The organism is Flavobacterium succinicans LMG 10402 (assembly GCF_000611675.1).
Taxonomy (GTDB): domain Bacteria; phylum Bacteroidota; class Bacteroidia; order Flavobacteriales; family Flavobacteriaceae; genus Flavobacterium; species Flavobacterium succinicans.
In genome coordinates this window covers 83,559-97,259 of the sequence record NZ_JATV01000005.1, presented here as the reverse complement: position 1 = coordinate 97,259, position 13,701 = coordinate 83,559, and the positions used below count along the sequence as shown (strand labels likewise).

Below are 13,701 nucleotides of genomic sequence, written 5' to 3'. Positions count from 1 at the left end.
TGTGGTGTCTATTTTTATTTTACTTTTATTCAAAAGATTATTTATATGCTCGTTAAAGTTTTTGGAAGTGCCGTTTTTGGAGTCGAAGCTACAACTATCACTGTAGAGGTTAATATTGATAATGGGGTAGGCTATCATTTGGTGGGTTTGCCAGATAATGCGATTAAAGAAAGTAGTTATCGCATTGCGGCAGCGCTCAAAAATAATGGGTATGCCTTGCCCGGAAAAAAGATTACGATTAATATGGCTCCGGCCGATTTACGAAAAGAAGGTTCTGCTTACGATTTGACCTTGGCGGTGGGTATTTTAGTGGCTTCCACTCAGATTTCTACTGCTGTTTTGGACGAGTATGTCATTATGGGTGAATTGTCTTTGGATGGAAGTTTACAACCTATTAAAGGTGCATTGCCTATTGCTATAAAAGCCAAAGAAGAGGGTTTTAAAGGTTTTTTTCTGCCAAAGCAAAATGTAAAAGAAGCTGCTATAGTTGCAGGATTGGATGTGTATGGCGTCGAAAATGTACAAGAAGTTATTGATTTTTTGGAAGGAAAAGGAACGCTTGAACCCACTAGAATTGATACAAGAGCAGAATTTTATAAAACCTTAGATTTTCCTGAATTTGATTTTTCGGATGTGAAGGGGCAAGAAAGTATTAAGCGTTGTATGGAAATCGCTGCTGCTGGCGGGCATAATATCATTTTGATTGGACCTCCTGGAGCGGGAAAAACGATGCTGGCGAAGCGCTTGCCTAGTATTTTACCTCCAATGACACTCAGAGAAGCACTTGAGACCACTAAAATTCATAGTGTTGCAGGCAAATTGAAAGAAGTGGGACTAATGAATCAAAGGCCTTTTAGGAGTCCGCATCACACTATTTCGAATGTGGCTTTGGTAGGTGGGGGAAGTTATCCGCAGCCCGGTGAGATTTCGATGGCGCATAATGGGGTGTTGTTTTTGGATGAATTGCCCGAGTTTAAAAGAGATGTTTTAGAAGTGATGCGTCAGCCTTTGGAAGATAGGGAAGTAACGATTTCTAGAGCAAAGTTTACAGTGACTTATCCTTCCTCGTTTATGTTGGTAGCGAGTATGAATCCAAGTCCGAGTGGATTTTTTAATGACCCTAGTGCTCCTCAAACGTCTTCTCCACATGAAATGCAACGCTATTTGAGTAAAATTTCCGGACCGCTTTTGGATAGAATTGATATTCATATTGAAGTAACTCCTGTTCCTTTTGAGAAATTGTCGGATGACAGAAAAGCTGAGAGTAGTGTGGATATTAGACAACGAGTTACGGCTGCTAGAGAATTGCAAAGTCAACGTTTTGCATCGTTAGAAAACATTCATTATAACGCTCAAATGAACACGAAGCATATTCGGGAGTTTTGTGCTTTGGATGCTGCGTCAAAAGAGTTGTTGAAAACGGCCATGGAGCGTTTGAATCTCTCGGCACGAGCTTATGATAGAATTTTGAAAGTTTCTAGAACTATTGCTGACCTTGAAGCGTCTCCCAATGTAATGGCTTCGCATATAGCCGAAGCGATACAATATAGAAGTTTGGATAGAGATGGGTGGTTGGGTTAAAATGGATTTAAGATTTTTGATTAACGATTTTTGATGGCAGATTTGTGGGCTCTTGAAAATACGAGAAAGGCTTAGAAATAAATAAGGTGTAAAAGAGATTTCAATAGTAATCTCTTTTACTTTTGCCAAATGTTAGAAATTCTTTATCGAGACGAATTTATTATAGCCATTAATAAGCCAAGTGGGTTGTTGGTCCACAAATCATTTTATGCACGCGATGCAAAAGTCTATGCTATTCAAGAATTGAGAAATCAAATAGGAGGGCAACATGTGTATCCTATTCATCGGTTGGATCGCAAAACTTCTGGGGTTTTGTTGTTTGCATTGGATAAAGAGGTTTTGAAAATTATGAATGATCGTTTTGCTACACGCGAAGTCGAAAAAAAATATTTGGCCATTTTACGGGGTTGGTCGCCCGAGGAGCTTACCATAGATTATGATTTAATAAATGATGATGAGGTTAAACAAACTGCAATAACCTATTTTCATCGTTTGCAAAATGCCGAAGTTGCGTTAGCATTTAACAATAAACCCACCTCGCGATATTGTTTGGTAGAAGCGATTCCTGAAACAGGACGCATGCATCAATTGCGAAAACATTTCAAACATATTTTTCATCCCATTTTAGGAAGTCGGCCACATGGATGTAACAAACAAAATAAGTTATGGTTAGAAAATTATGACCTCAAAGGAATGATGTTGCATGCGCATCAGTTAATTTTTAATCATCCCATAACCAATGAGCAACTCATCTTGAATGCAAAGATTAATGAAGAGTTTAGTAGAGTAGGGGCTATTCTTACTCTAGATTTGAAAAAGTATGAATGATTAATTAATACTATAAAATGTTATTGTCTTGTAAAACTACTATTTGAAGAATTAAGAGAAACTGAGTTACCATTTTAGAATTTTTGATCTATTCTTGAGACTTTGCCTTTACTTTGAGTTTGTTGTTATACTATGTGGGCAGGGATTACTTCGTCAGTTCACTTCGTTCGTGTGCAAATCCTGGCTATCGTATTATTGAGAGACTTTTTTTTAAATCCGCGCGTTAGGGTTGTATGTCTAAAAGTGAAGGAAAACACTAGAAAAACCAATGAAAACCTACTCTCCAAAAAAAAGAGGCGCAGTTGCCTCTTGTATTCTCTATAAAATTTTTTCGATAAACCCATAGTATCATGGAAGTAGAGCGGTTCCGTTCAACACGGGTTTCATTGTTCGGCTTGCAGCCGCAACGAAACCCTAACTGTTGGCAGTAGTCTTTTTTGTTTAACTAATTTTCTTTTTATATCCTTTTTTTAACCACTTATATTGTAAATACGCTAAAAAATAATTCGCTAAAGTTTTTTTATTTGGTTTAAATAATTTTGGTTCTAAATCTAAATTATATATTTCGCTTATAATTTTGTTTCCAAATCCATAACGAATAAATCGTTCTTTAAAATCTTTTATTCCACCTCCAAAATTATGTTTTGAAATACTTTCTAAAGCATATGAAAGCTGACCGATATTTAAAAGTTTAAATCCTAAATCAATATCTTCACCCCCTGCAATTTTAATTTCTTCATTAAAACCTCCAACGATTTCAAACGCTTTTTTCCAAACCAAACAATTTGCTGTTACTAAATAATCTGGTCTTGGTTCTTTTCCTTTTTCATAAACTTCTGGTGGAATAAGTATTTCTTGATTTTCATAATACTTTGAAATTAAATCGCTACTTTCAGAAATAATATTTCCAGCGTATCCAACCGAATTATTTTGTTTTTTCAAATATCCTATTAATAAATTTTCAGTTGGAATACAATCGCTATCAGTAAAAAGTATCCATTCTGTTCTTGAGTTTTTAACTCCAAAATTTCTTGCGCTTGCAGGTCCAATTTTAGTGCAACTTAAAATTTTCAGAGAAAAAGGATAATTATTTTTTTCGATTTTTAAACTTGGTTCAGAATTATTGTCAACTATTATTATCTCATTAGGATAATTTTCTATTTTTTGAGTTTTTAAAAATTCTTCTAAAAATAATTCAATTCCTTTTTGATTATTCTTAACTGGAATTACGATTGTAATTTCATTTGTTGATTTCAGTATTTCTGATTTAATATTTTTTATTTTGTTTGGTTTAAATCCCAACCGACTTATCATTGTCATAAATGAATTCTGTGTAATTAGTTATTTTTGAATTCTCCTGTTTTTTGGTAAGATTACTGCCAACGTTCCGGCGCTTGGCGAGGTTGCGAACTTCGGAACCGATTATTTTCTATCAAAGATAAAATTTCTTGCGAGAAATAAACGTGTATTTACTACAAAATTCGCAATCTTACCAAACGCTTGTTATGCGACGGCCACATTAGTTTTTATTTTCCAGTTTATAATTTGTTGTATTAGTAAATCATTTATGTGTAGTTTATTTGTATTTAATTGGTTTAATCAATTCCGTAATTATGTCTTGATGTAAATTAATCCTAATTATATGAGAACTAGAAACGTCAACATCTTCTTCAAATTTTGTTTTCCTTGATGATATTCTATCGTAAATGAGTTCTTTAGTTGAACTTCCGTCTAACAAATTAAAATTGCCTAATCTTTTAATCATATTTTCAACTTCATCTTTTGTAGATTCTTCAAACCAAATATCTTCTTTTCCAAAAATATTTGATAAACCTCTGTAATTTAATGTAGCTAATATTCCTCTAACTCCATTAATTTTTGGATTTAGTTCTTTTAAATGAGAAACTGAATCGATAAACCACAAACCAGCACCTACAAATTGATTTTTTTTAAACTCATCGATTTCGTTGTAAGCTCTTTCTATTAGTGAAGGAAAAACAATACTCGATATACCAGTGTTTAATAAAGGACTAGCATCTTCAGAGTAAATGTTTTTAACGTTTATTTGAATTAATCTATTTAATTGTTTTTCTTTTTCAATGATTTTTTTGTATTCAGGTTTTAATTTATTTCCATCACAATCAGTAATCATAATTATGAAAAAATCTGTCAAATTAAATTCGTAGAAAGATTCAATAATATCACAAATTGCTTTTCCAGATATTGCAGTATCTATGAAAATGAATTTTTCATTATCAATATTGTTATTCTTATAATACTTGTCAACTTTTAAATCTGTTGTATTGATTGTTAATCTACTACCTATTAAGTCAACCAATTTATTGTAAAAAAAGGTGTAAGGAGTAGATTCTTTTCTAATAGAATCAGCAAGAATTTTTGACCAAAATTTTCTAACTGCTTTAGAGTTTGTTTTTATATCAGCTTGACCCCAATCTGATGTGTATGGTAATAACCATAAGTCGAAATGAAGATTAAAATTCATTCTTTCACTTCTTGAATCTGTTAGAAAGTTTATCGAAGTTAATGCTCCATTATAAAAAGGATAAGCACCTCTGCTAGGTATTATTAATCTTTTATAATTTTCATCTTTTAATTCTATAAGAATCTCACAAACTTTGTAACAGGCATTGGAATATGATAATACGTTTTCTGGAGTTAGTAACTCTTTCAGATGTTCGTTCATTTTTTAAATGTTATCTTTAAGTTCGGCTGTTTTTTTTGGCTGTCGCATAACTCGTATATAAGCGAAACAATTTTTCAACTACTCACCAACAACCGGGGTAACTAAGCAAAAAAAAATCTCTTTGTTTTTTCAAATATAACAAAATTTACTTACAAAAATAGATAAAAACTGTTTCTTTTCGGGTTATACTTCCAACCAAAGGTTTTGGGTTTCTTTACTGCCCCGATAGTAACGAAAATCCTTGTGAGGGCTTGCGTTTAGCCCTCACAAGGATTGTAGAGTATAGCGGGAGGAGGCTTTCTTCAAAAAACGAAATCCTTCTGCTCCTAAGAAAAATATCAATTACTTATCTATTAGAACGTCTGTCATTATTTTGAGAAGGACGTCTCGTACCAAAACTAGTAGAACTACTTCTGTTTGGAGTATCTGTTTTTGGTTTTTTTGGAGTAGAGTGGCGCTGTTGTCTTCCTTGTCCTTGTTTGATGGGCTCGGTAGAGGCATTGGGATCGGGTTCAAAACCTTTAATGTTTTCTTTGGGCAGTTTGATGCCAATCAATTTCTCGATATCTCGTAAGAAAACAGTTTCGTCAGGACTAAATAAAGAAATCGCTTCGCCATTGGCTCCAGCGCGTCCAGTTCTACCAATACGGTGCACGTAATCTTCGGGAATGTTAGGTAATTCAAAATTAACAACATGAGGTAACAAGGGGATGTCCAAACCACGAGCTGCAATATCTGTAGCAACTAAAGCGGTTAGACTTCCGTTTTTGAAACCCGCTAAGGCTTTGGTTCTAGCTCCTTGCCCTTTATTGCCATGGATAGCAGCAGCTTTAATACCAGCACTAATCATGCTTTCGGTGAGCTTGTTGGCGCCTTGTTTAGTTCGGGTAAAGACTAGAACCTGCTTCCAGTTGCCTTCGGAAATAAGTTTAATAATCAATTCAGTTTTCTTTTCTTTTGCAGTTGGAAATACTTTTTGAATGATCGCTTCTACTGTTGTGTTTTCTGGAGTAGCTTCGACCTGAACAGGGTGGTGCAAAATACCCATAGCCAATTTCTTAATGTCTTTGGAGAAGGTTGCCGAGAACATTAGGTTTTGTCTTTTTACAGGAAGTATCTTTAAAATACGTTCAATATCTCGCAAGAAACCCATGTCGAGCATGCGGTCTGCTTCATCCAAAACTAAAATTTCTACTTTGGAAAGTGATATTAGGCCTTGATTTTGTAAATCAATTAAACGTCCTGGAGTTGCTACTAAAATATCCACACCCTGACGCAATTGACTAACTTGAGGATTTTGATTGACACCTCCAAAGATAACTGCACTTCGTAAATCTAAAAACTCACTGTATTCTTTGATGTTGGAAAGAATTTGAGCTGCCAATTCTCGAGTTGGAGTTAATATTAAAGCCCTAATGGGGCGGTGTCGCAAGTGTTGGCCTTGAGATAATAATTGTAAGATGGGTAACGTAAAACCCGCAGTTTTTCCTGTTCCTGTTTGTGCAGATGCTAATACGTCTTTGCCTTCTAAAACTGGAGGAATAGCTTTTTGTTGAATTGGCGATGGGGTAGTGTATCCTTTTTTGCTGATGGCTTTTAATAAAGCATCAGATAGACCTAATGAGTTAAATGACATATGGTGTGTTGTTGAAGTAAATTCTATTTTTTAGATCACTTCTTTAAAGTTGTCTGTTATGACTTTTGATTTAATTTGAAAAGCTCTTGCATTTTAACTGTTTAGAGATGTTTCTACTTGTGTTGGTCTCTTATATTGCTGAGGTATTCAATATAAAAGTATAGATGGTGAGGTTTGGTTGAGGTGGTTTTCTAAAACAAAGAAATACCCAATAACAGGTATTTCTTTGTTGAATTTTAATTGATTTGTAGCTATCGTTAAACAACGATCGCTCTTCCTTTAGCGGTATTTTGTTTATTGGAATCAAAATAAAAGTCAATGCGTCCAAGGTGGATACCATAAGCGCCCACTTGATTGACTAATACTTCATTGCCAATGGCATTCTTAACAATGGTTGGCTTTTCTAAGAAAGTATGAGTGTGTCCACCAATGATCAAATCAATATCTTGAGTTTTTTGAGCTAATTTTATATCTGAAATTTTAGCATCATCAGCACCTTTTCTGTAATCGTAACCTAGATGTGATAAGCAAATTACCAAGTCGCATTTTTGTTCATGTTTAAGAATACGTGTCATATCTTGTGCGATTTCAACTGGATCTAAGTACACTGTTTCTTTGTAATTTTTTTTGTCCACTAGACCTTGAAGTTCAATTCCTAAACCAAAAACGCCAATTTTTATCCCATCTTTGTGGAATATTTTATAAGGTTTGATGTGTGAGTTTAAAATAGTATTTTTAAAATCATAATTAGCAGAAATAAAATCGAATTTAGCATGATGCATTTGGGCATAAAACCCTTCTAATCCATTGTCAAAATCATGATTGCCTAAAGTAGCCAAATCGTACTGCATCATGCTCATTAATTTCAATTCTAATTCACCTCCATAATAATTGAAGTAAGGAGTACCTTGAAAAACGTCGCCAGCATCTAATAACAAGACATTAGGATTTTCTTTTCGGATTGAATCAATTAAAGCTGCTCTTCTTGAAACACCACCCATATTAGCATTTCTAGGATCATCAGCTGGAAATGGATCGATATGACTGTGTACATCGTTGGTATGTAGTATGGTGATTTTTTTTATATCAGGTTTTGAAAAACTTAATAATGGCAAGCTTGGTAAGGCTAATAAAGCAGAACTAGCAGCAGTTTTTTGAATAAAATCTCTTCTTTTCATAATTTATTTTTTTGATACAACTGATAGTTATTCTTCTGTAATTCGAGTGTCTTTTAAAACCGGTATAGTTTTTATCATTTTAAAATAATCAATTAACACATTGCGTAGTTTGTAATTCAAATCGTAAGTTTTGATGCCTTTCTTGAAAAAACTCATCTCGTCACCTCCGCTTGCAAGATAATCGTTAGTAGCTACCTGATATTCTTTTGAAAGATCAAAAGGGATTCCATTTATCTTGATGTCTTTGGCTTGCTCGTTTTTGTCTATGGTAAAAGTAAGTCCCGACAAGGGTTGTGGCTTTTTTGTTTTGATAAAATATTGAATCAATTCTTGTACGGTTTCTCCTTTTAAAGTAATGACTACCAAACTATTTTCAAAAGGCATAATTTGAAAGGCAGTTCTTGTAGTAACGTTTCCTTTTGGCAATGCGGCTCGAATACCACCGTGATTCAATAAACAAATATCTATTTTTTTATTTTCTCTTGCCTCTAGGATAATATTGCCTCGATCCACACAAGCATCTGCCATTAAATTACCAATTGTAGTTTGCCATTTGCCGCTACTTTTGTCTAGTGTTTCAGGACAATAGGCTAAAACGGTGTTCAAATCTTTGTCAATATTTTCGCGGTACGGTTTAATGTAGTTTTCAATACTTTCAGTAGGGGATAAAGCATTAGTAACAGACACTCTTTTGCCTTCAATCTTTGTTACTTGATAAGTTTTTGAAGCGCATGAAAATATTGAAAAAAATGTTAAGGATATAACAAAAAGTTTAAAAATTCGAATATAGTTTTTTAGTTTTACCATGTATAATGTGACTTTATTAATTAATTTTGTGCCACCGTAAAAGTAGTATGTTTTTCAATTATCTTAAAGATTTTTACTTAAAAAAGAAGTTAAAAAATAGCTTGTTAAAATCAGGAGGATTTACTGTAGAACAAAAGGTGCAAACGATTGGCATATTGGTGGATGAGGTTTTTTTTACTGAAACTAGTGCTTTGATAAATGCCTTAATTGAGAAAGGATTTCATGGTGACAACATTGCTGTGTTGGCTTTTAATAACTCAAAAGATTTGAAGTCAGTACGTCAATATCCAGTTTTTGGTTGGAATAGTGTTAGTTTCGACATGAAAATTCAAGAGAAATGTGTCAATGAGTTTGTTCAAAATCCTTTTGATGTCCTATTAAGTTACTACGAAACTAGCAATGGATTGCTCGAGTGGATTACTTATCAGTCAAAAGCTCGGTTTAAAGTTGGTTTTTACGCCGCAAACCAAAGGTTGAATGATCTAATGATCAATACAAATGCAAACAATTACAATCAATTCGTGCAAGAATTTGTTCGAGTTTTGAAACAAATTAATACAAACTAATACCATTTATTTTCATTATGCAAGCATTATTAGGCACCGGTGTTGCTTTAGTCACGCCTTTTAAGTCAGATTTTTCCGTTGATATTGAGGCTTTAAATACTATAGTAAACTATTCTATTGAAAATGGAATTGAATACTTAGTGGTTATGGGAACCACAGCTGAAAACGCGACCTTAAGCGCTCAAGAAAAAGAATTAGTTATCGAAACCATAGTTACCGCAAACAACGGCAGGTTGCCTTTGGTTTTAGGGGTAGGAGGGAACAATACATTGCAAATAGTTGAGGAATTAAAGACTAGAGATTTATCTGCATTTCAGGCAATACTGTCGGTTTCTCCATATTATAATAAACCAACCCAAGAAGGAATTTATCAGCATTTTAAAGCTATAGCTGAAGCTTCTCCTGTCCCAGTTGTATTGTACAATGTACCAGGCAGAACATCAAGCAATATGTTGCCTTCAACAGTACTGAGATTGGCTTTTGATTTCCCTAATATTATAGGTATAAAGGAAGCCGCTGGTGATTTGGTTCAGGCTATGAAAATTATTCAACACAAACCGAAAGATTTTTTGGTGATTTCCGGTGACGATATGATCGCCTTGCCGATGGTTTTAGCAGGTGGAGCAGGAGTGATTTCAGTAATTGGGCAAGGTTTTCCTAAAGAATTTTCAGAAATGATTCGTCTTGGTTTAAATAAAAAAGTAGATGCTGCGTTTGATTTACACTATAAATTAGCAGATAGTATTGATATGATTTTTGAACAAGGTAATCCTGCAGGAATTAAAGAAGTTTTTAAAGCATTTGCTATTGCAGAGAATGTGGTACGTCTTCCATTAGTTTCGGTTGATGAGAATCTTTCAAAAAGAATTCATGATTTTATAAAAAAGTTTTAAAAAGGCACTTTAAAAAGTAAGCTTTTTTTTAAATAAAAATATATTTTGTAGTCGCTAAATTAATAACTAAATTTGCCAGCCAAAGTTGTGTTTGATTTTTAACTATTTGGTGTTAAATTGTAATAAAAAGAAAATTAAATGAAGAAAATAGTTGCATTGTTAATTCTTGCTCTAGTTTTGGGTTCTTGCGGAGAATATCAAAAAGCTTTAAAAACCGAGGATGTTGGAGTGAAATATGAGTTAGCTGAGAAGCTATATGATGCAGGTAAATATTCTAAATCTATCCGACTTTTTGAACAAATTGCACCAGCGTATCGTGGAAAGCCACAGGCCGAGAAAATGTTTTATATGTATGCTCAAGCCTATTACAAAACCAAACAATATGTATTAGCTGGGTATCAGTTTGAAAGTTTTGCTTCTAATTATCCTAGAAGTGAGAAAGTGCAAGAAGCTTCTTTTTTAGGGGCAAAATGTTACTCTATGCTTTCTCCAGTGTACAGTTTGGATCAAGTGGATACTTTTAAAGCCATTGAAAAGTTGCAGAATTTCATAGATAATTATCCGAATTCGGAGTATTTAAAAGAAGCTAATGCAACGATGCGTACGCTAAACGAAAAGATCGAAAAGAAGGTTTATGAAAATGCTATTGGATATAATAAAATTATGGATTACAAATCAGCATTGATTTCATTAGATAATTTTATTGCTGATTATCCAGGTACTACCTATAAAGAGAAAGCTTTATATTATAAATTAGATTCGGCATATAACCTAGCAATCAATAGTATTTCGCAAAAAATGGAAGAAAGATTGCAAGCAGCTAAATTGGCTCATGCTACTTTGATACGCTATAAAGCCGATACAGAATATAAAGAAAAAGCTGATGAAATGTTGGCTAAAATTGAAAACGAGTTACAAAAATTTACTAAATAAAATAAAGTCATGGATTTAAAGAAGACGAATGCTCCAGTAAATACAATTACCTACAATAAAACTGTAATTGAAGAACCTACTGGTAATGTATATGAAGCAATAACCATTATGGCTAAAAGAGCGAACCAAATCAATTCTGAAATTAAAAAAGAATTGACAGAAAAGCTTGAAGAATTTGCTACTTATAATGACAGTCTTGAGGAAGTTTTTGAAAATAAAGAACAAATTGAAGTTTCTAAATTTTATGAAAAATTACCTAAACCTCACGCATTAGCCGTACAAGAATGGTTAGACGGTAAAATTTACCACAGAGATACAAACAAATAATAGTACTGATGTCTGTTTTAAAAGGCAAAAAGGTTTTACTAGGTGTTTCTGGTGGAATTGCTGCCTATAAAACCGCCTCGTTAGTACGTCTATTTATAAAAGCAGGTGCTCAAGTCCAAGTGGTCATGACACCTGCTTCTAAGGATTTTGTAACCCCATTAACATTATCCGCTTTATCCAAAAACCCAGTATATTCTACTTTTTATGATAAAGAAGTAGCCGATACTGTTGATCATAATCCAGAAGCCAAAGAGTTATGGAACAATCATGTTGATCTTGGACTTTGGGGCGATATAATGGTTATCGCACCAGCAACGGCCAACACTTTGTCAAAAATGGCCAATGGCACTTGTGATAATCTGTTGCTTGCTGTTTATCTTTCCTCTAAATGCCCTGTATATTTTGCGCCAGCAATGGATTTGGATATGTACAAGCATCCTTCGACACTTCAGAGTTTTCAAAAGTTACAATCTTATGGGAATATCATGATTCCAGCAGAAAGTGGCGAGTTAGCTAGTGGACTTTCTGGTGAAGGTCGTATGGCTGAACCTGAAAACATTCTTACTTTTATCGAAAAAGATATTGAAAAGCAGTTACCCTTGCGTGGAAAATCAATTTTAATTACCGCTGGACCAACTTATGAAGCTATTGATCCAGTTCGTTTTATAGGTAATCATTCTTCAGGAAAAATGGGTTTTGATATTGCGAACAGAGCAGCTGCTTTAGGGGCTCAAGTTTTTTTGGTTGCTGGGCCTACGCATTGTCAAACGGAATATGATTCCATACGCCTTTTTCCAATCGTTTCGGCAAAAGAAATGTACGATGCTTGCATGGAAATTTTTCCTACTGTTGATGTTGCCATCGCAGCGGCAGCTGTGGCAGATTATCGACCTAAAAATGTAGCAACTCAAAAAATTAAAAAGAACACAGATCAATTTGTTTTAGAACTTGAAAAAACACAAGATATTCTTGCGGCTTTAGGAGGTATTAAGCAACAACAATTTTTAGTAGGTTTCGCGTTAGAAACTGAAAATGAAATTGAAAATGCCAAGCTCAAAATTCAAAAGAAAAATCTTGATTTGATTGTGTTGAATTCTTTGCAAGATGCAGGAGCTGGTTTTGGTAAATCCACGAATAAGGTTACCTTTATTGATAAAAATAGTACTATAACTCCAATGGAATTAAAATCTAAAGTTGCAGTAGCAGAAGATATAATGAAGATGGTTTGCGAACACTTAGTAGTGAAATAGCATTACTAAAGATATACTTTTTTGTTTTTTTGGTCGTTTTAATTTACAAATTCTCTTGATTATGTACAGATCTTTATGCTTCTTTTTTTTAGTGCTATTCAATGCTAGTTTTTTGTATGCTCAGCAATTAAATTGTTCAGTTGTAATCAATGCGCAAAAAGTAACCAATACCAATCAGCAATTGATAAAGAATTTAGAAATTGCACTCAATGAATTTGTAAACAAAACCGATTGGACTGGTCAGGAATTAAAGCAAAATGAAAAGATAAAATGCTCTATGTTTATTACGTTATCAGCGGTTTCTTCTGATCAGTTCTCAGGCACAATACAAGTACAGTCTTCTCGTTTGGTATTTAATTCAACTTATAGTTCTCCAATATTTAATTATAACGATAAAGACTTTAATTTTAAGTATGTGGAGTTTGAAAACTTAGTGTATAATCCTAATGTTTTCGACTCTAATTTAGTATCGGTGTTGGCCTATTACAGTTATATTATTTTGGGTTTAAATATGGATACGTTTAAGTCTTTTGGTGGGAATTCCTATCTTGAGACGGCACAAAATATTTTAAACGTAGCTCAACAAGGTAGCTACAAAGGATGGAGTCAGTCCGATGGTACGCAGAATCGTTTTTTTCTGATTAATGATTTACTATCACCCACTTTTGCAGCATATCGTCAAGCGTTAATTGAATATCACCAAGGTTTAGATGGAATGAGTTCAGATTTGAAATTGTCTAAAGAAAAAGTAAAGACTTCTATTTTAAATCTGTCTAAAGTCCATCAAACTCGTCCAAATGCTTTTTTGACACGTGTTTTCTTTGATGCAAAGGCGGATGAAATTGCTTCTATATTTTCAGGTGGTCCAAGTATCACTGTTTCAGATTTGTTAGAAACTTTAAATAAAATTTCCCCAATGAATGCTACTAAATGGGGGCAAATTAAGTACTAATTTTTTCCTTTATATTTGCCTTATATTAATAGCTGTATTCAAAACC

13 protein-coding genes are annotated in these 13,701 nt (G+C 33.8%); 8 read left to right on the top strand and 5 right to left on the bottom strand.

The window, feature by feature from the left end:
* The first annotated feature begins 45 nt into the window (after positions 1-45).
* Positions 46-1,581 carry a YifB family Mg chelatase-like AAA ATPase gene (locus AO58_RS0106000; RefSeq protein WP_024980836.1) on the top strand — a complete coding sequence of 512 codons (1,536 nt, stop codon included), beginning with the start codon at positions 46-48 and terminating at the stop codon, positions 1,579-1,581.
* 129 nt (positions 1,582-1,710) lie between these two features.
* Positions 1,711-2,409, top strand: a complete 699-nt coding sequence (locus AO58_RS0105995) for a pseudouridine synthase (RefSeq protein WP_024980835.1) — start codon at positions 1,711-1,713, stop codon at positions 2,407-2,409.
* 441 nt (positions 2,410-2,850) lie between these two features.
* On the opposite strand, the gene AO58_RS0105990 is transcribed toward AO58_RS0105995, so the two are convergent.
* The 5 genes from AO58_RS0105990 to AO58_RS0105970 all read right to left on the bottom strand — a co-directional run bounded on the left by AO58_RS0105990 (position 2,851) and on the right by AO58_RS0105970 (position 8,734).
* Positions 2,851-3,729: a glycosyltransferase family 2 protein gene (locus AO58_RS0105990; protein WP_074917676.1), complete on the bottom strand. Its 879-nt coding sequence runs from the start codon at positions 3,727-3,729 to the stop codon at positions 2,851-2,853.
* Positions 3,730-3,985: 256 nt separating this feature from the next.
* Positions 3,986-5,113, bottom strand: coding sequence for a hypothetical protein (locus AO58_RS0105985; protein WP_024980833.1), 1,128 nt, complete (start codon positions 5,111-5,113; stop codon positions 3,986-3,988).
* Positions 5,114-5,459: 346 nt separating this feature from the next.
* Positions 5,460-6,749: a DEAD/DEAH box helicase gene (locus tag AO58_RS0105980; RefSeq protein WP_024980832.1), complete on the bottom strand. Its 1,290-nt coding sequence runs from the start codon at positions 6,747-6,749 to the stop codon at positions 5,460-5,462.
* 257 nt (positions 6,750-7,006) lie between these two features.
* Positions 7,007-7,927, bottom strand: coding sequence for a bifunctional metallophosphatase/5'-nucleotidase (locus AO58_RS0105975; RefSeq protein WP_024980831.1), 921 nt, complete (start codon positions 7,925-7,927; stop codon positions 7,007-7,009).
* A 27-nt stretch (positions 7,928-7,954) separates the two neighbouring features.
* Positions 7,955-8,734, bottom strand: a complete 780-nt coding sequence (locus tag AO58_RS0105970) for a 5'-nucleotidase C-terminal domain-containing protein (RefSeq protein ID WP_024980830.1) — start codon at positions 8,732-8,734, stop codon at positions 7,955-7,957.
* A 47-nt stretch (positions 8,735-8,781) separates the two neighbouring features.
* On the opposite strand from AO58_RS0105970, the gene AO58_RS0105965 reads away from it, so the two are divergent.
* The 6 genes from AO58_RS0105965 to porD all read left to right on the top strand — a co-directional run bounded on the left by AO58_RS0105965 (position 8,782) and on the right by porD (position 13,655).
* Positions 8,782-9,300, top strand: coding sequence for a DUF6913 domain-containing protein (locus AO58_RS0105965; RefSeq protein WP_024980829.1), 519 nt, complete (start codon positions 8,782-8,784; stop codon positions 9,298-9,300).
* A 17-nt stretch (positions 9,301-9,317) separates the two neighbouring features.
* The gene (dapA, locus tag AO58_RS0105960) at positions 9,318-10,193 is read left to right on the top strand and encodes a 4-hydroxy-tetrahydrodipicolinate synthase (protein ID WP_024980828.1); all 876 of its coding nucleotides are present in this window, start codon (positions 9,318-9,320) and stop codon (positions 10,191-10,193) included.
* Between the two features lie 138 nt (positions 10,194-10,331).
* Positions 10,332-11,126, top strand: a complete 795-nt coding sequence (locus tag AO58_RS0105955; protein ID WP_024980827.1) for an outer membrane protein assembly factor BamD — start codon at positions 10,332-10,334, stop codon at positions 11,124-11,126.
* A gap of 9 nt (positions 11,127-11,135) precedes the next feature.
* The gene (locus AO58_RS0105950; protein ID WP_024980826.1) at positions 11,136-11,453 is read left to right on the top strand and encodes a DNA-directed RNA polymerase subunit omega; all 318 of its coding nucleotides are present in this window, start codon (positions 11,136-11,138) and stop codon (positions 11,451-11,453) included.
* A gap of 8 nt (positions 11,454-11,461) precedes the next feature.
* The gene (coaBC, locus tag AO58_RS0105945; RefSeq protein WP_024980825.1) at positions 11,462-12,703 is read left to right on the top strand and encodes a bifunctional phosphopantothenoylcysteine decarboxylase/phosphopantothenate--cysteine ligase CoaBC; all 1,242 of its coding nucleotides are present in this window, start codon (positions 11,462-11,464) and stop codon (positions 12,701-12,703) included.
* A 61-nt stretch (positions 12,704-12,764) separates the two neighbouring features.
* Positions 12,765-13,655 (top strand): type IX secretion system protein PorD, encoded by an 891-nt coding sequence (gene porD / locus AO58_RS0105940; RefSeq protein ID WP_024980824.1) that lies wholly within the window; start codon positions 12,765-12,767, stop codon positions 13,653-13,655.
* Positions 13,656-13,701: the final 46 nt, after the last annotated feature.